General features: G+C 48.8%; 15 protein-coding genes and 1 other RNA gene. 5 read left to right on the top strand and 11 right to left on the bottom strand.

Annotation, left to right across the window (positions count from 1 at the left end):
• Positions 1–422 precede the first annotated feature (422 nt).
• The 4 genes from ACIDEJ_RS07475 to ACIDEJ_RS07460 all read right to left on the bottom strand — a co-directional run bounded on the left by ACIDEJ_RS07475 (position 423) and on the right by ACIDEJ_RS07460 (position 8,833).
• A complete protein-coding gene (locus ACIDEJ_RS07475; protein WP_411987459.1) occupies positions 423–2,363 on the bottom strand; it encodes an alpha/beta hydrolase family protein in 1,941 nt (646 codons plus the stop codon).
• Positions 2,364–2,382: 19 nt separating this feature from the next.
• Entirely contained in the window at positions 2,383–3,348 is a 966-nt protein-coding gene (locus ACIDEJ_RS07470) for a class I SAM-dependent methyltransferase (protein WP_411987458.1), read from the bottom strand.
• A 46-nt stretch (positions 3,349–3,394) separates the two neighbouring features.
• The gene (locus ACIDEJ_RS07465; RefSeq protein ID WP_411987457.1) at positions 3,395–6,052 is read right to left on the bottom strand and encodes a TonB-dependent receptor plug domain-containing protein; all 2,658 of its coding nucleotides are present in this window, start codon (positions 6,050–6,052) and stop codon (positions 3,395–3,397) included.
• A gap of 420 nt (positions 6,053–6,472) precedes the next feature.
• On the bottom strand, positions 6,473–8,833 hold the full coding sequence (locus ACIDEJ_RS07460; protein WP_411987456.1) for a DNA polymerase II: 2,361 nt from the start codon (positions 8,831–8,833) through the stop codon (positions 6,473–6,475).
• An 84-nt stretch (positions 8,834–8,917) separates the two neighbouring features.
• Here ACIDEJ_RS07460 and dinG point away from each other — a divergent pair, with 84 nt between their 5' ends.
• The 5 genes from dinG (at position 8,918) to ACIDEJ_RS07435 (ending at position 13,720) form a co-directional block, all read left to right on the top strand.
• On the top strand, positions 8,918–10,990 hold the full coding sequence (dinG, locus tag ACIDEJ_RS07455) for an ATP-dependent DNA helicase DinG (protein WP_411987455.1): 2,073 nt from the start codon (positions 8,918–8,920) through the stop codon (positions 10,988–10,990).
• A gap of 12 nt (positions 10,991–11,002) precedes the next feature.
• A complete protein-coding gene (locus ACIDEJ_RS07450) occupies positions 11,003–11,773 on the top strand; it encodes a sulfite exporter TauE/SafE family protein (protein WP_411987454.1) in 771 nt (256 codons plus the stop codon).
• A complete protein-coding gene (locus ACIDEJ_RS07445; RefSeq protein ID WP_411987453.1) occupies positions 11,770–12,432 on the top strand; it encodes a primosomal replication protein in 663 nt (220 codons plus the stop codon). Before ACIDEJ_RS07450 ends, ACIDEJ_RS07445 begins: the two co-directional genes overlap by 4 nt.
• A 9-nt stretch (positions 12,433–12,441) precedes the next feature.
• Positions 12,442–13,110 carry a DUF2057 domain-containing protein gene (locus ACIDEJ_RS07440; RefSeq protein WP_411987452.1) on the top strand — a complete coding sequence of 223 codons (669 nt, stop codon included), beginning with the start codon at positions 12,442–12,444 and terminating at the stop codon, positions 13,108–13,110.
• 328 nt (positions 13,111–13,438) lie between these two features.
• Positions 13,439–13,720 (top strand): late competence development ComFB family protein, encoded by a 282-nt coding sequence (locus ACIDEJ_RS07435; protein WP_411987451.1) that lies wholly within the window; start codon positions 13,439–13,441, stop codon positions 13,718–13,720.
• 99 nt (positions 13,721–13,819) lie between these two features.
• Here the strand turns inward: ACIDEJ_RS07435 and ffs are convergent.
• The 7 genes from ffs to pspA all read right to left on the bottom strand — a co-directional run bounded on the left by ffs (position 13,820) and on the right by pspA (position 18,409).
• Positions 13,820–13,917: signal recognition particle sRNA small type (gene ffs / locus ACIDEJ_RS07430), an RNA gene on the bottom strand.
• Between the two features lie 163 nt (positions 13,918–14,080).
• Positions 14,081–14,389 carry a ComEA family DNA-binding protein gene (locus ACIDEJ_RS07425; RefSeq protein WP_411987450.1) on the bottom strand — a complete coding sequence of 103 codons (309 nt, stop codon included), beginning with the start codon at positions 14,387–14,389 and terminating at the stop codon, positions 14,081–14,083.
• A 110-nt stretch (positions 14,390–14,499) separates the two neighbouring features.
• On the bottom strand, positions 14,500–15,615 hold the full coding sequence (locus ACIDEJ_RS07420; RefSeq protein WP_411987449.1) for a TIGR01620 family protein: 1,116 nt from the start codon (positions 15,613–15,615) through the stop codon (positions 14,500–14,502).
• On the bottom strand, positions 15,612–17,033 hold the full coding sequence (locus tag ACIDEJ_RS07415; protein ID WP_411987448.1) for a YcjX family GTP-binding protein: 1,422 nt from the start codon (positions 17,031–17,033) through the stop codon (positions 15,612–15,614). Before ACIDEJ_RS07415 ends, ACIDEJ_RS07420 begins: the two co-directional genes overlap by 4 nt.
• A gap of 55 nt (positions 17,034–17,088) precedes the next feature.
• On the bottom strand, positions 17,089–17,478 hold the full coding sequence (gene pspC, locus ACIDEJ_RS07410) for an envelope stress response membrane protein PspC (protein WP_411987447.1): 390 nt from the start codon (positions 17,476–17,478) through the stop codon (positions 17,089–17,091).
• Positions 17,468–17,704, bottom strand: a complete 237-nt coding sequence (gene pspB, locus ACIDEJ_RS07405; RefSeq protein ID WP_411987446.1) for an envelope stress response membrane protein PspB — start codon at positions 17,702–17,704, stop codon at positions 17,468–17,470. The genes pspC and pspB overlap by 11 nt, the downstream gene beginning before the upstream one ends.
• A 21-nt stretch (positions 17,705–17,725) precedes the next feature.
• A complete protein-coding gene (pspA, locus tag ACIDEJ_RS07400) occupies positions 17,726–18,409 on the bottom strand; it encodes a phage shock protein PspA (protein WP_411987445.1) in 684 nt (227 codons plus the stop codon).
• Positions 18,410–18,421 lie beyond the last annotated feature (12 nt).

Raw genomic sequence — 18,421 nt, 5'->3', positions numbered from 1 at the left:
CAACTTATCGACAATTATTGCTTTTATCCAGCGTTTGTCATCTATAAGTACATCTTTCTCTTGTGATTGTTAGATTTTCTTCCCTTTCTGTACCCCAATAAAGGCACAGATCCGCTGGAATCATTTCATAAAATGTTGACTGGTGTCAACAATCCTAACGGCAAGAAATCACGGAAAAGTGACACCCTATAAACCACTGGTAACGTCCTCAAAAAACCGGCTTTAGTGGCAGTAATGACCTTTAATTAGGCAAGAAACCGCATACACTTAGCGGTTACGCGCTGACCCTAAAACACGATACGTGCCCCTCAGCCGCTGATCTCAACAAAAACCGTGCTTTATTGTTCACATAAAAAAACAGCCAGACTAAAAACGAATGGCTGTTTTTTATTATAAACTTAATGATTTACAGTATGTTACTACTACTTCCCACCGATATTATCATCAATGAATTTTATCATTTTATTGTAGAGTTCCACTTTGTTCTTCATATGGTAGTAACCGTGTCCTTCAGGTTTTACCATCCATTGGAACTGCTTGCCGTTTTTCTCCAGGGCCGCTTTCATCCGTTCACCATGCACAAGTGTCACCCGCACATCATCCGCACCATGGGCAAGAAACACCGGCACTTTAATTTTATCGGCATTATGAACCGGTGAGATGGATTTCAAATACGCTTCCCCGACCCCAATACTACTTTCCAGGTAATGTGTTATCGAGTCATTCCTGCTGGCATCAGAGCCGTCACCATTGAAAAAGATTGTCATGTCGTAAGCACCAACATAACCTACGCTGCAACGGTACAGATCAGGCTCCTTAATGACCCCCCACAATGCGGCATAGCCACCATAGCTTCCGCCGTAAATGCAAATGCGGTTCGGATCGGCAATCCCTTGTGAAATGGCCCATTTAGTGGCATCAGTGACATCGTCCTGCATGGCCTTGCCCCACTGCAGTCGTCCCAGTTTTTCAAAATCTTCACCGAAACCGCCTGACCCACGATAATTGACCTGTAATGTGGCGTATCCGTGGCTGGCAAAAAACTGTGTTTCAGGATTAAAGCCCCATTCATCATAAACACCAAAAGGGCCACCATGGACATTGACAATCAAGGGTAGGTTTTTGTTTTGCCCCTGAGGTAGGGTCAGCCAACCTTTCAGCGGTACACCATCTCTGGCAGTTAACGCAACGGGAAGCATGGGTACCAAATCCGATTTTTTCAATTCAGGTAACGCTGCCGCCATGAATCTTGCACTTTTTTTCTCTTTATCATAGAGGAAAAATGTGCCCGGATTGCGATCACTGTACACTTTGAATATTGATAATTTTTTATCTTTAGAATGGGACTGGAAATATACCATTTCGCCTGGAAATGACTTTTTCAACCCCGCTAATAACAAAGCATCAGGAGAGTCTGGCGTAATGTAGTCATACTCCAATGGTGAGGTGAGATAACTTATTGCAAGTAACTCCCTGTCTGCGCCGAAAAATTGATTTACAATGTCTGATGCTTCACCACGTGCTAACAATGTAATCTTTTTATTTTCATAGTTGTATGAAAACAAGCCTGCTTTATCATTGTCTTCGGGACTGACATCAAAGTTAGACGTAAAGTACGCTTTTGTATTATCGGCAGAAAACCCTACAGGAGAAACATCAGGATTTTCACGTTGGGAAGGCAAAGACAGCTTTTCCCAAGCATCTCCATTTTTCAGATGAATATAAACTTTATTTTCTTTTAATTTTTCATCTTCTTCAACTTCCACGGCCAAACGCAGCTTTCCTGTGTTATCGGCCAAGAAGCTGGCTAATTTCCCTTTAGGCTGATCGTTGGAAAAATATTCTTCCCCTCGATTAATGTCAAAGGAAAAGACCCTGGCGCCATTTTTTTCAGCCCAATGCCACTTTTCAATCAAAATCTTATTTTTGTCATCTGGCAACAAGCTGATGATACGATAGGTCGAGCGACCGGATTTCAACAATAAGTCCCGCTTTGTCCCATCAATATTGGCCGCATACAAATCTCTGGCATTCCCATTAAAACTAATAAGATGCCCTTTTACTTCGGCCACTTCCATCAATACACGCTTATCATTTGCCCAATAAAAGTTCACAACATGCTGATTTTCGCCAAATGTAAAACTGCTTAATATTTTAGATGTCTTGAGGCTCATGACAGCCAATCTTACTTCAGAGTCACTTTCAAATGTAAAAGCTATGTTTTCTCCATTAGGAGAAAGCTTCATCACTTTTACCTGAGCACTGGCAAAGATTTTTTCTACCGGTAACTCTGCCGCCTTCAGCGTTGTATGCGCACTAAAGACAAACATGCACATTAATAAGTATAAGACTTTAAACTTCATAACCTGATCTCACTTATTGTTAAGACAATTTAATTGCAATCATTGCAATGCCTACTTGATTACCATCCATATACATAGGTGTGAATGACACCTCAAATCCATTTGCCATTAAGGCCACCCTTAGTGCTGTCACTTTGCGATGATCCATTGAAGCATGAATTTGATCTTTTAATCTATGCCGATAAAGTGTTAAATCATGGAAATATTGCGCACAACAACGATGGCTGTCTTGCGAAACCCGATACAGGAATGGTGTTATTTTTGATAAGAAACTGTCAAACCATAACCTTTCATTAGAGTCACTAAAATGGTCAATATCATGTTTAGCGGTATCCAAGAGTTGCTTATTCAACGTTTGAAATAACGCATCATCATGAATGCTTCCACCTTTTCCCAAAAGGTCACGAGCATGCGCCAACAAAGCCATACACTGTGTATGAAAACCGTTTTTAGCAAACAGATGCTCAAGTACTCTTAAGCCCGCCTTTGAATCTTTTACAATCACGGAATCAGTATGATGCATTAAGGCGCATAAACGCCCACCGGCTTTCAATACTCTTGCACACTCAATCAGTGAACGATTTAACTCACTGTACTCCAAACCGTATTGGCTAATCAAAAGATCCGCTGATGCATCATCAAAGGGCATGTTTTCTATAAATGTATTACTGTGGAATGCTATGTTGGCCAGCGCATCTGCAACAGATGAAGGAAAGGATGTCAAACGACCAGCCACACCAACATCAGATGCATCTACTGCATGAATATTGAAATTATAACGATGTGACACCCCATATTGATATGCCAATACGGCTAGTGCGCCATTACCCGATGCTAAATCGATGATTGTAGAATGTTGGGGGGTATCTTTTAATATTCGCTCCCAAAAATGCAAAATATCTCCCTGATAGTTTGTTGAATATTCACCTTCTGCAAAACTATTCAAGGCATTTGTCGTATTCCAATAACGCGTCCAATGTTCCATATAAAAATAAAGCGGGGTTACCCCCGCTTTTTTCTAACCAATTATCTTAGAATTTCTGAGTGTAACGTACGTAGGTTTGACGTCCCCAACCATTATACAGGTTGTAGTTATATTCACGTCCGTCATAACCAATCAACTGAGGTTGTTTCTCAAATGCGTTTTCAGCACCGACAGACAACTTGCCATCCCAAGGAGTGTTGTAGGTCAACTGAATGTCATGAGTGACATAAGTACCGATATGCCCTTCCTGTTTACCATCAACCACATCTTCGTACTGATCGCCAATCAGGTTGACGTTCCAAGCAATATCAAAGTCGCTGATGGTGTAAACGTTACCAAAGGTCACACGGTGCTGTGGTACACCTGGGTCTTCCACCAAGTCACGGCCGCCGTCAATGCTGTAGTCCAGCATGTAACTGATCTGCAGTGTCTGGTGCAATGCGCCAAACTCATTAAAGTCAAAACTGGTTCTGGCATTGAAATCTAGACCGGAAGTTTCCAGCGTACCTTCGTTACCATAACCGGTGAGGATCTTATCAATACCACCATTGGCACGACGTGTAATACCCAAACCAGTAGGGATAGGATCCCCGGCTTCTTCACGGTCCAACAAATTCTGGGCGCTGAAGAAAGCAATACGGTTGTCTACTTTGATGTTGTAATAATCAACGGCAAAGTTGAACCATTCTGCTGGCTGATACGCAATACCGGCAGCGATTTGAGTAGAACTTTCTGATTCCAAATCCGGGTTGGCAATACGATATGCATCAATCTGAATACCGTTACTTGGGCAGCCATCGGTATAGCCAAACAGTGCACAAGTTGCTGGGTCATCAACAGAGTCAGCAGAGAAGGATGTTTTCTGAGTCAGAATATCCAATGTTGGCGCACGGAAGCCTTTACCGTAAGAAGCACGCAGTACCAAGCCATCTAATGGTTCATAACGTACAGAGACTTTTGGCGAGAAATCTGAACCATAGTCAGAGTACTTGTCGTAACGCCCTGCCAAAGACAGTTCCAAATCTTCCAGTACGGGTACCAGGAACTCGAAGTAAGCAGCTTTCACGTTACGATCGCCACCGGCAGAGTTACCGGAAGAGCCCCCCACCAAACCGGCTTCAGACTGTGCATCGTAAGTATCGATATAGGTTTCTTTACGATACTCGCCACCCACAAAGCCCTGAACCATGCCTGCTGGCAGTTCAAACACATCAAATGAAGCATTGGCGTACGCTTCATCAATATTGAACTCGCCAATACGCACTGTGGTGATGGATGAACCTTTGAGCACATCATCAGGGTTGGAGCTTGGATTCTGAATGTCATACCCATAACGGCAATTAGTCGCATCGAATGAACCATCAGCACAATAACCGGGGTTAAATTCGTCCACATAACGCCATGCAGTACCCGCCGCCAGATAACCGCTACCGTTTTCTACGGTTTTGTTACGCACACGACGAGCACCGGTTTCAACTTCAACATTACCGATCATACCGCTGACACCCAGCAGGAAGTCGATATTTTCATTGTTTACAGTGTTATCACGGTTACCCAAAGCCGCAAAGCGGTGGAACATATAAACACCCTGCTGCGCACCAATTGCTGGATCATAAGTTACCGCATTGGGATTATTCGCATCATAGAACCAAGCGTTAGGGTTGGTTGGGTTGTTATAACTATTCTCATCAATGGCATAGCCTTGATAGTAGTTGGTATCAGGTACAGGCGCGTAACGACCAAAAGACTTGGTCTTGGCCACACTGGCATTGGAGAAAATCTTCCAGTCATCATTAATTTGATGCTCGGCCTTCAAGAACAATGACTGGTTTTCTGTAGAAGCTTCATTCGCATTGGTCGCATTGTAGTTAAAAGTACATGCGCCAGAGTCAGTCAAATTGTAATTATCTTCGGTACAACCACCAGGAATAGATGTGTAGTTATTGCTGAAATCACTATACAAGAAGTTGTTACCATAGATAGATGCACCAGGTTCTGTCCATGGATAGTCACGTGCATAAACAATATCGCGTTTGTTCCAAGACACACCACCCAACAGACGAGTAGTGTCACCGGAAGAACCAAACAGCACGCTACCGGCACTGGTATCGCCACCATCAGCAGGAATGCTTGGGCTACCTTTGGTCAAACTGATCTGGGCACCGTTAAAGTCTTTACGGGTAATAACGTTAACCACACCGCCAATGGCATCAGAGCCGTAGATTGCAGAGGCGCCATCTGTCAGAATTTCAATACGCTCAACCGCGCCCAATGGGATGGCGTTCAAATCCTGGCTAGAACCGGTAGAAGGTGACATGGTCAAACGCTTGCCATCAACCAAGATCAAGGTACGGCTTGCACCCAGACCACGCAGGTCAAGAGATGCGGTACCCTGAGCACTAGAACCTGACTGAGGACGGAAAGAACCGGTACTGTTGAAAGTGGTATTACGTAACAAATCAGTTACAGAAGTCTGACCAGACATGTCAATGGCATCACGGTCAATCACGGTTACTGGCACAGAGCCTTCCAAATCCGTACGTTTGATGCGAGAGCCTGTGACTTCAATGCGTTCAACTTTGGCTTGCTTATCCTTATCGGTATCATCAGCTGCCGCGGCAAAACCGCTGGCAAAAACACCCGTTACCACGCTACCCAACAATGCGAACCGTATTGATTTCGCAAGGATACTTCTGTTGTTCATACTATTCTCCCTTCACGTTTTTCACTTTTTATAGCCGCAGAGATGCCCGCGAACTTGTTATACAAAACGATAAAACACCCAAACCCTCGACGGATGTTCCTCTTTTCACAGAAATAAAATCACATTGAGAACATTTTATCAACGCAAATAAAACATCAACCAACAATTAATGACAATAAAAAAACATTGAGGAAACGATGATTGTGGAACCAAAGTCACTAAAAAGTAAAAAAAAGTGATTTTTTATTCTGTTTTTCATCATTTAACAGAAAAAAAAACCAAATATTGTTGTTTTTCTCCATTGAACACACCAAAAGCGTCTGCGCAAAAAACAAACTGACGATCACACTTTTAGGTGCATACACCCGAAGAAAAGTTAATAACAGGTAAATTTGGTCAAGGAATTAGGCAAAACGCCCACTAAATTAGCGATATCTGCTTTATGGCAATCTGTTCAAAGGATAATTGCAGTTGCGTGAGTACCGGCTCGGCGACCGGCCGGATCTGTTTTTCAAGATAATATTGATAGTCTGGCGTCCCATGGGATAGCAAGACGGGTTCAGGGCCATTGGAAGTGATCACGTATTCAATCCGTGCGCCCTTTTTCCCGTAGTCAGGATTTTGCAAGCCCGTGATCAGGCGTTGTGCCGCTTTTACGTGGGGAGCATGAGCTTTGTACGCCGCTAAGGCTCGGCGCAACCGCTTGCTGAAAACCAACTCCCCATCCAAGGCGCCTTGTTGTAGCAATGTGATCTGGGTTGTCAGGTATGCCTTTACGTCACCTCCATTGAACAGACGCTGATACAGCTCATACTGAATGCGTTTTGCCAATGGGCTCCAGTCACTGCGCACCTGCTCCATGCCCTTGAATACCAGCTGCAATGTGCCATCGGCTTGAGGTATCGCCCCCACATAACGTTTTTTGGAGCCTTGAGCAGAGCCTCTTAAGGTAGGCATTAGAAAATGTTGGTAATGATTGTCAAACTCCAGCTCAAGAGCACTCTCCAGCGCAAAGTGTTGCTGGATGTACTGCTGCCAACGTTCAGTGATGTTAGCCGCCAATGCTCGGCCAAAGGCCTCCGGATTTTGGATGTCATGTTGTTTTCCCAGCCACACGAATGTGGAATCCGTATCGCCATAAATCACACACAACCCCTGCGCCTCTATCCACGCTTTTGTCTGCTGCATAATCCAGTGTCCACGCATGGTGATGGAGCTGGCAAGCCTGGCATCATGGAACACGCAGCCCCGCGAGCCCAACACTCCATAGAGGGAGTTCATAATGATCTTGATGGCCTGAGACAGGGGAGCATCCGCTTGCTGTTTGGCCTGCTCTCGTGCTTCTGCCAGTTTTGCCACCAGCGTAGGCAGGATATGCCCGGTTCTGGAAAATTGCGCCCCCAGATAGCCAGGTACAGTGCGGTTTTCCGGTTGTTGTCTCCCTAATACCAATCCCAGCGGATCGATGAGGAATGTGCGGATAATGGACGGATAAAGGCTTTTGAAATCAAGCACGATAATATCGCGGTACAAACCGGGAACAGAATCCATCACGTAACCGCCGGGGCTTTCCAGCCCGTCACTTAATGGCGCGGCAGGTGCCACATACCCTGCCCGGTGCAAATGCGGCAGATACAGGTGATTAAAGGCCGCCACCGAGGCCCCTACCCGGCCAAACTCCAATCCGGTCAGTTGAGCCCTGGCAATGGCAAACGCCAAAAGATGGGTCCTTTGGAAAATGTCCCAAACCAAACGGCAATCTTGCAGGTTGTATTGGGCAAGCGCTAATTTATCCTCCTGGAACAGGCGGGTAATTTCGTCAAGGCGGTTGTTTGCATCATGGATAAGCTTGCCCTCTGACAACAGCTGTTGCGCCACATATTGCAGGGTATAACGCTCAAACTTGTAAAAAGCGGCTTTAAGCCAGTCGATACCATCCAACACCACGATGCCCGGCAACAGCAGCGTTTCCGGGCGGAATTTATCTGCCACGAGCCATGCCAGCAAGGCTCCATTTCTGCCGATGGCTGCGGGGATCCGGTGCCATGCAAACCGTTTTGAAAGCAATGCCAAATCAAAGGTCACCACTGACCAGCCCAGCAGCACATCCGGTTGCCAGCCGGCAAACCAGTCAACAACCGCCAACAACAACTGCCGTTCATCTGCCACCCATTCAATCCATGCGGTTTCAGGCTGGCAGGCGCCCACCATGAACACTTTACGTAAAAGCGTGCCCTGTTCATCCTCGCCATAGAGGCCGACTGAATACAGCTCGCCATCGGCGCTGCACTCCACATCAAGGGATACCACCCGCAATGGCACATCCGCCAATACGGCTGAGCGCGCTTTGCTGGCCACAAAGCGGGTTTGCGCGTCATCGGCAAACACGCCCTGAAACTCTACGTCCAGCGCAATAAAACGCTCAATCAGATAACGTTGATGGGGGCGAATGTCGGCCTCATGAAGGGCGATGTGCCGTGCGTTGGCCCATGTCTGCAATTGCCTGAAAAGTTTGCGATTATGGCAATACACCGCCGCCATGGGCTGCTGCTGAAAATCCTGCAGTGAAAGATTGCGCCATACAATGGCCGGAAAACGCTGACACAGCTGGGTTTGGGCAGACTGGGGCACAAATGCCATTTGGGCCACGTCCGGCATATCCACGGTGACCGGGCCATCAGGGGTTTTCAAACAATAACGCAGACACATGCCGGTGTCGGATGTTAAGGTTTGTCGGGTCAGTATTCTGCCTTTCACTGTGGTGCAGCCGCTGCTCGGCATGAAATGTATCCCCTGACATTAAAGGTTTATTAGCATAAGAAATTACTGTTAATATATACAGGACTATTTTTCAGGTTCCCACGCATGTTAACTGCCCAGACAAAAACACAGATCCGCGATACGTATAAAGCGATCTCCACCGCCCTGCCCAATTTTCGCTCCCGCCGGGAACAAAACTACATGGTGGCCGAGATTTCTAAAACGCTGGCTGGGGAATATGATAAGCAACGCCGCATCATTGCCATTGAAGCCGGCACCGGCATCGGCAAATCCCTTGCCTACATCCTCGGTACCATTCCGTTGGCGTTGGCATCTCAAAAAAAGGTGTGCATCTCCACCGCTACCGTTGCCTTGCAAGAGCAGCTGCTGCATAAAGATCTGCCCTTTTTCTTGCAACACTCCGGGATAGATTTCCGCTTTGGGCTGGTAAAAGGCCGGCAACGCTACGTGTGTTTGGCCAAGCTGGAGATGCTCATTGGTGAAAGCAACAGTAACCAAATGGCCATGTGGCAAACCAAACCGGATCAATCGCAGATTGAGACGTTACAAAAGTTGCTGGATGATTATCGTGCCGGGCGCTGGAATGGGGAACTCGATAGCCTGGATACGCCACTGCCGGATCACCTGTGGCAACAAATCGCCTCCGACAAGCACAGCTGTCACAAACAGTTGGCCAACCACGCCAATTGCCCCTTCCATAAAGCCAGGGAAGCCCTGGATGACTGGGATGTGCTGATTGCCAACCACAGCCTGTTGCTGGCGGATTTGGAACTGGGGGGAGGCGTCATTCTGCCAGAACCTGAAAGCCTCTTTTACGTTATCGATGAAGCCCATCACCTGCCCATTGTGGCCCGGGATTTTTCCAGTGCCCAGGCAACGGTTCGTGGCGCGGCCGACTGGCTCGACAAAGTCGGCAAGCTCGCCGGCAAACTCCAGGCACAGCTGAAAAGCAATCATATCATCGCACCGGCCCAAGCCATGCTGGATCGGGTAGAAGAGTTGACTTCACTGCTTAACAGCGTGGCGCATTTTTGTGAAACCCAACCCAAGTTTTTTGCCAACGAAGAGCATCGCTGGCGTTTTGAACACGGCAAATTACCCGGGCCGCTGCTGATCCTTGCCGAAAACCTGAGCACGGCCTCAGGCGATGCCGTCAAACAGTTCAACAAAATGCAGCTGTTGCTCAATGAAAGCGTCAAGGACGGTGAACTGCCCAAACATCAAGCGGAAGCATTGCTCACCGAGTGCGGCTTCATGCAGCAGCGGCTCGAAAACCTCCATAAGCTCTGGAAAATGATGGCCCGGGAAGATAATCCCAAAGGTGCCCCCCTGGCCCGCTGGATAGAAGCCTTTACCGGCAAGCAAGGGGATTACCTGTGCAGCGCATCGCCCATTGAAGTGGGTTTTATGCTGGAAAAAATGCTGTGGGAAAAAGCCGCCGGGGTGGTACTGTGCAGTGCCACCCTCCGGGCATTGAACAGCTTTGAACATTTCACCTATCAGGTGGGGCTGTCATTACACGATGGCAGCCGTTATCTGGCGCTGCAGTCTCCTTTTGACTTTGCCCATAACGCCACGCTGTTTCTGCCCCAGATGCAAACAGAACCCGCGGATGATGCCTATACCAATGAACTGGCCACACAAATCAAAGCACTGGTTGAAGATGAACAAGCCACCTTGGTGCTGTTTGCCTCTTATTGGCAAATGGAGAAAGTGGCCGAGCTGCTCACCGACAAACTGGCTGTTGCCCCATTAATCCAAGGCTCGGCGCCCCGCCAGCTGTTACTGAACACTCACAAGCAGCGCTGTGATGACGGACAGCCCAGCATCCTGTTTGGCACCGGCAGTTTTTCTGAAGGCCTTGACTTGCCGGGTGATTACCTAACCAACCTGATTGTCACCAAACTGCCCTTTGCCGTACCGACCTCCCCCGTGGAGCAAGCCCATTCTGAATATATCAAGCTCAAAGGGGGCAATCCGTTTCTACAATTGACCATCCCGGACGCCAGTCGCAAACTCATCCAAAGCTGCGGCCGTTTATTACGCAAGGAAGATGATTATGGACGCATCACCATTTTGGATCGCCGCCTGGTGAGCAAACGCTATGGTAAAGCCCTGCTGGATGCCTTACCCCCCTTTCGCCGCGTCATTGAATAAAACAGGATGATTGTGGACATCATGACAAATGCCGACAGCTGGTTATTGCTGGCAGGGGTAGGATTAATTGCCGGGTTCATTGATGCGGTAGTCGGCGGCGGCGGATTATTATCCATTCCGGCGTTACTCACATTAGGCATGCCACCGCACCTGGCACTAGGCACCAACAAACTGGCGGCATGCTTTGGCTCTTCCACGGCAACGTACACTTACTACAAAAAGCACCTGTTGCAACCCGGCTTATGGCGCTCCTGTTTTATCAGCACCGCCATTGGCGCACTGGGTGGCAGCGTGCTGGTATATCTTGTCGACACCCACTGGCTGGAAAAACTGCTGCCATTATTGATTATTACCATGGCGCTCTACAGCTTGGTCAACAAGCAGGCATTGCAAGACCCGGTTACCCCGGCACAAAAGCCTCCCAAGCGCACCCATAAAATATGGCAAGGGTTGATACTGGGCGGTTACGACGGCTTTGCCGGCCCGGGCATCGGTGCCATCTGGATAGTCAGTGCCAAAGCGCTGCATAAATTGTCATTTTTGAAAAGTTGCGCCCTATCCCGCGCCATGACCTTTACCAGCAACACCACGGCATTGATGGTTTTTTTACTTTTGGGGCAAGTGGATTGGGCGATTGGCATCCTTTTAGGCGTCAGCATGATGCTGGGATCTTTTATCGGGGCTCATTCCGCCATCCGCTTTGGGTTACCCTTTATCAGACCGCTATTTATCACCATGGTGGTGGCAATAGCGTTACACCTTACATGGAATGCCTGGTTATGAACCAACAACAGCTCATTGCCAAACTGCGCATGCAGTTACAACTGCTGGAACAACAGGTACTGCAGCACGATGCCTCGCTGGCAGCCCGGGAACAAAAACTGCTGGCCCACACTGAACGTTTCAACGATGAGCTGTTTCATCAGCACGGTGCCAAACTTGCTCCCTGCGTGCAGCAACTGCGAGACTCCATCAACCAGTTAGAACGGCAATTACAGCGGCAGATATCGGCGGCAACCGTGACCAAGACCTGCGAAAAAATCCAGGACAGGTTTGTGGCCCTCAAGCGTGCCATGGCCACCACCAACATAGACGTGAAAGAACAACAAGCCCAAAAACTGCAAAAACAGCGTTATTTCCGGCAAAAGCAATCCCAACGCCATCAACAAAGCGGGTTTAGCTGGATAGCCAACCAGGTGATGCAAAGCAGCCATCGACTGTACCAGGAACTGGACAAGCACCTGAATTGGGAGAAAAAAATTTTATTAAAGATCGAACAATTGCAATATCAACTAGATACCTGTCATAGTACTGCAAAAATTGCGATTCAGAATGACCTGCTTTCAATGCACCGCCGTTTAGGAAAATGCCGACAGGCCATCAGTTATATTGAGGATCGCATTCAAGTGTTTGAACATCCGCAGCAAAATAACCGTCGTTAAGGAGCCCCAATGAAATCAACCGTAACCGCTTCAGCGCTGTTTGCGCTTCTTAGCTCGTCTTCTGTATTTGCAGCCAACCTCAATATTCCCATGTCGTTCGAATATCTGGCCGTGGACGGGCAAGAGGTGGAAACCAATAACTTTACCCACAAAGCCAACCTGCCACTGACCGAAGGTGAGCATAAAATTGCCGTACGCTACAGCGACATGTATGAAGATGACATCAGCGACAGCCCTAACTTTGCCACATCGTCACCTTTGATTGTCACCCTGAATGTCAGCGGCGATCATCAATACCTGCTGGCGCCCAAAAGTGACGTGATAGATCCCAAAGGTTACGCTAAAGCCCCTGAAATCGTCATTACCCGAAAAGATGGCGGCAATGTGCATTACAGCGTTACTCATACCCAGCTCAAGGAAACCTCACTGGTAAGCAAGCTGTTTGGCAACGATAACGGCGTAAATTTGGATGAAGCCACCGCAGCGGTAACCGCCGATAAAGCCATTCCCAGTGCGCCAGCCCAAAAAGCAACCGCGGTAGAAACCATGACAGCGCCAGCACCGGCCAACACCGCAGACAGCAGCGCCCATGCCAAGCAGATGCTGCAATACTGGTGGATGAATGCTGATGAAGCCACCCGCAAAGAGTTCATGAGCTGGGCCATTAAACAGCTGTAACCCCGTTCAGTACCCCCCATAACGCCAGCCTGTCGGTTGGCGTTTTTTATTCAATTTCGTTCGTCATGCGCTTCATCATTTGATAGTGCGGCCACTCCCCATTTGAGCCAAAGATTACCAAGGCCAAATGACAACGCTTAGATGGCAATCCTTTTCATGAGGGGCATTAATCAGAAGGATGCCTGCCAAGAGGCTTTGCCCACACTGACAATCAGGCAGAGTTGGCATCTGCCTCCTACACTGGATGGATACCCCAGTTAAAACCAGGAGCCGGTGCATTCCCGATTAACCGGCACAGCGAACGCTTATCCTTTAAGGAGTATGCCCCATGCAACTGGATATTCGTAACTACTATGAAATATTACTCATGGAAATCTTGTCTGATGAAGGACTGCTCAATGAACTGCCGGAAAATTATGTGGCCGATCTTGCCTGCATAACCCTCAACCAGGTGCCGCCCCGTTATATCCATCATCTTGTGGATACCTACTTTTACGAAGATGCCCAAGAGCAAGAGCAGATGCGCCGTGAATTATATCTGGCACTGGAAAAATCCCGCGCTTTTCTCAAATCAAAACTGCCCGCCAGCGATAATGAAACCACGTCTTAAGGCTGCTTTATGCGTGACACAAGTAAAATCCGTTTATTGATAACTGACTGACGACAAACGAAAGAAAATAGAAAGGGACAAGGAAGATTTTTGGAGGTTCCCCCAGAGCCGACACCCCGGCACATGAGTCGCTTGCTGCGGTTGCTTCCTTCCGGACCTGGCCGAGTTCACAAGTTATCATTGCGGGGGGACCCTGGGGTCACCATTGACTTGCAATATCATTGCAACGGCATTAATTATCCCCGAAGGATTATAAGGGATCAAGGAGAAATGCCACTCTGAAGGAAGTAACCAACGCAACTGCGCATTTGATAAACAAAAAAGTCCGCAAAACGGACTTTTCACCAACAACCATCAACACTATAGCGATAGCATCCCGGCATTTTTTTCCAGCAATTTGGGGCCAATGCCCTTCACTTTGGTCAGTTCTTCCAGCGAGGTGAACTTGCCATTGGCTTCGCGGTATTCCACTATCGCCTGGGCTTTTGCCTCACCAATGCCGTTCAGCATCTGCAGTTCTGCCGCCGTAGCGGTATTGATGTTGATTTTCTGCATGTGCATTTGCTGCATGCCCATGTCGGTTTTGGCCGGCTCGGCAACAGCAAGGGTACTCCATGCAGGTAATAACAGCGCTGCCGCCATGGCCATGGCTTTGAGGTAATGTTTCATAACTCTCTCCTTTTTCTTCCTGATAATGAGCCCGACTCCCTTACATCCTTGGCTCTGGAAAAAGTGTAGTTAATGCTTAAAAATTAGCCAAACCTGAAATATAGCCTGATTCATTCCCCTTTATCATCGGTGCCAGCCGTTTGTTTGGCCTGTTGACGCAGTTGCTGAAGCTCCTGCAATAAGGCTTTATGGATCCCGGATAACCTGGGACGCGACTGTTCATCAAATGCGAGGGGGCGGCACAAGGACATGGCCTGATAGCCCAATCTGGCAGTTAATAATCCGGCACCCAGCCCCTGGCCAAGACGAGCCGACAGCTTGCCGGTAAGCTCCACGGACAGCAGCTGATGGCCAATATCCAACGCCAGCTCCGTTGTGCCGGCATATACAATGTTAAGCATGATGCCACGCAGTAACCGGATACGGCTCCAATACCCCAGTTTGATGCCATAACATGCAGCAATCTGGCTGATCATTTTTTGGTGACGCCATAGCACCAATGCCATATCCAGTACGGCAAACGGGCTGATGGCCAACAGCAAGGCTGATTCTGCTGCAAAATGGCGCACAATTTTTTTAGCGGCGGCATCCTGTTGCCGCAGAACCAAGGACTCAAACAAACGCACCTGCTCTGCATCATTTTGCTCGGCAGATAATGCCTGCTCCAATCGGCGGATGGCCGCTGTGGCTGAAGCCGGCATGGCAGCAGTAATATTGCGAATGAAAGGCGTGGCCTCCCCCATCTGCATACTGCCCAGCAAACGCTCCCCCTGCACCCTGGCATCTTCCATCTGCCGCAATTTTTTGAGTTGCCTAAATTCCACCCAGCACGCTTGCCCGGCCCAGACCAGCACCAGGGCTATCACTGCGCTGTAAAAGCCAAAAAGCCATGGGCTTTGTTGCCAGGCATCTGCCAATGCCAAACCGGTTTGCAATAACGCGGCAGCCACTAGCCCCGATAATGCCCACTTGGCCAGGCTTGATATTCTTTTGGGACGCAGCAGTGCCCCTAATGACACCTCATTGGCATCATGCTCCCGGGCCAATTTGGCTTCAATTTCGGCGTCGCTGGTGTCTGATAATAAAGAGGGTGCCGGCGCTTCAAATTGCACGGCCGTGGTTGCGTGATATTCCCGAAAAGGTTTCAGCTTGTCGGTATTGTCCTCTGACAGCCGCGCTCCATTTACGGCGTCATCATCAACACCTTTGGCCACATGGCGACTCATTGCAGTTTGTCTCCCAGTAAAAAGTCCAGCAGATGATCCAGACGAATGTGCTCAAACCCCTGTGCCGCAGCAAGATCAGGCGGCGCAAAATCACAAAACTGAAACCCTTGCTTGGTCCAGAAATCAGCATCGGGTAGTTGTCTGGGTACTTGTCCGGGATAAAGGGTTACCGGTTGCCTATCCTGCAGACGGAGCCCCGTTACCACTTCCTGGGCACCGTACTGGGCATCATTCACCATGCCCGGGCGGGTAGCGCGAATGGCACTGACCGCCATGGTTTCCACCAGGCATCCGCTGCTGTCGGCAAAATGCCGCCCCGGTGCCAGCATGGCGTTGAGCAGCGCCAGTACGTTGCCTTGCTGATCCCGGGTAATCTGATCCACTTTACTGGCCGCAAACAATAAGCGATCAATTTTCGGCGCAAACAAGCGCCGCAACAAATTGCTGTTACCAAAGCGAAAACTCTGGGTGATGGCATTGAGCGCTTTGGTCATGTCCTCAAACTGTGCCTTGCCCCGGTTAAGTGCCGTAAAGCAGTCCACCAGCACCAGTTGCCGATCAAACCCGGCAAAATAATCAAAATAAAAAGGCCGCACCACTTTGGCCACGTATTCCCGGTAACGGTGCTCCAGTACCCGATAAATGCTATGGCGTGAATAATCGCCAAGTGCCGCATGCTGCGCTGGCGGCAACGGGAAAAAACTGAGAATGGGAGCACCCGCCAAATCACCTGGCAACAGCATCCGTCCTGGCTGCACCAGATAAAAGCCCTGTTTTTGTACCATGTCCTGCAACAGTTGCTGATAACTGGCGGCAATATCCGCCAGTTGTTCATCACTGGCATCCGCAGACGGCGTTAATGCCGCCACTTTGGCTGCAAACGGGCTGAAAAAAGGCGATTGTTTAAAATTATCAATAGCCTGCCAGATCCCGTCGCACCATTGCTGATAGGTTTGTTCCAGCATGGGCAAATCCAGCAGCCATTCACCGGGGTAATCCACAATATCCAGTAATAACCTGGCACTGCGGGCATCCAGCAGTTTGGCCCTGATACCGTTGACGGGACGATACTGGATGGCTAAACGCAGTTCGCTGATATTGGTGGTGGACGTGGGCCATTGTGGCGGATTTCCCCGCAAGGTGGCCAAAGCATTTTCATAGCCGAAACTCGCCAGTTGCAGATCCGGCTGCAGCACCCGCTTGCTTTGCAGCAATCGCTGCTCCCGGCACACGGTAAACAGGGGTAACTGGCCATTACTATCAGGGGTGATGCTTAACAGCTTATTGATAAGCGCGGTGATAAATGCGGTTTTGCCGGCACCGGACAATCCGGTAACGGCCAAGCGCAGATGTTGGTCAGCAGCGCGGTAGCTTAACTCCAGTGCCTTGTGTTTCAGTTGTTGCCAGTGGTCTGTCATAATGCCCCGATAACAAACACCAATAACAAAAGGGTGGCTTGGCCACCCATGAGGATTACAGGTTATTAATCTGACGCTTCAGTTCAAACTGTTCTGAGGTGACATAGGTTTCCAAATCTCTCAATTTGGTTTCCAGCGTGGTAAAACGCCGTTGCAAATCCCTTAACGCCTGTGTTGCCGGTTCCCCTGCCTGCCAGACCTTTTTCTTGATGCCGATTTCCCGGTCATCGGTGGCGATGTTTTGCGGTTTTTTATCGAGGATCATCCACAATGCCACATAAGCCACCACCACGACCGCCGAAGCCCCCAGTAAAAAGAACGAGACCACCGCCACCCGTACCAGCCAGGTTTCCAGATTGAAGTAGTCGGCAATACCGGCACACACACCGGCGAGTTTGCCATTGCGCGGATCCCGGTACAGTGTTTTTTTGTCTTTATCTGTCATGACGTTGCCTCCACTCCGGTGACTCGGCATCCAAAATGGACTCAAGCGTGTCAATCCGCTGGCTCATTTTGTCAGCCTTGTCAATCAGCTCATTAAGCTGCTTGAACTCTTCATCAGACAATCCCTGCCCTATCTGGCGCTTGCTGCGATAATGAAGAATCAACCAGATGGGCGCCACAAATATGATGAACAGTATCAGTGGTGCCATCAACAGATCCATATCCATAATTCACCTCAGCGTTAATCGTTATTCTTTGGATTGACTGGTTTTGCCTTTGATTTTGGCTTTCAATGCCGCCAGTTCTTCGCTGACTTCATCATCCGCTTTCAACGCGGCAAACTCCTCATCCAGACTGTTTTTCTTACCGCCTAACTCGTAAGCTTCCACTTCGGCTTCCAGCCCTTCAATGCGACGCTCATACTGCTCGAATTTCAGCATGGCATTGTCGATTTTGCTGGAGTCCAGCTGTTTTTTGACTTCCAGTCGTGAAGAGGCCGATTGCTTGCGGATGATGATGGTTTTCTGCCGCGCCTTGGCATCCGCCAGTTTTTCCTGCAGCTGTGCCACTTCCTCTTTCAAGCGGGCGATGTGCTCTTCAACCACCTCCAGCTCATGGGCCAGGCTCTCAACGGTAGCCGCCACTTTTTGTTTTTCAATCAGCGCGGCCTTAGCCAAATCTTCCCGTTCCTTGGTAAGCGCCAGTTCAGCTTTGTCCTGCCAATCACGCACCTGTGCCTGCATTTTGGCAATCCGGCGCTGCAGCTCTTTTTTCTCAGCCAACACTTTGGCAGAGGTGGAGCGCACTTCCACCAATGTATCTTCCATTTCCTGAATAATCAGGCGTACCATTTTTTCCGGGTCTTCGGCCTTGTCCAACAGGGCACTGATGTTGGAATTAATGATATCAGCGAAACGCGTAAAAATTCCCATAATCCTGTCCTC

Source organism: Shewanella mytili (assembly GCF_046765975.1).
GTDB classification, from domain to species: domain Bacteria; phylum Pseudomonadota; class Gammaproteobacteria; order Enterobacterales; family Shewanellaceae; genus Shewanella; species Shewanella mytili.
Note: the sequence above shows the minus strand (reverse complement) of the source record. Positions and strands in the feature narration are given on the sequence as shown.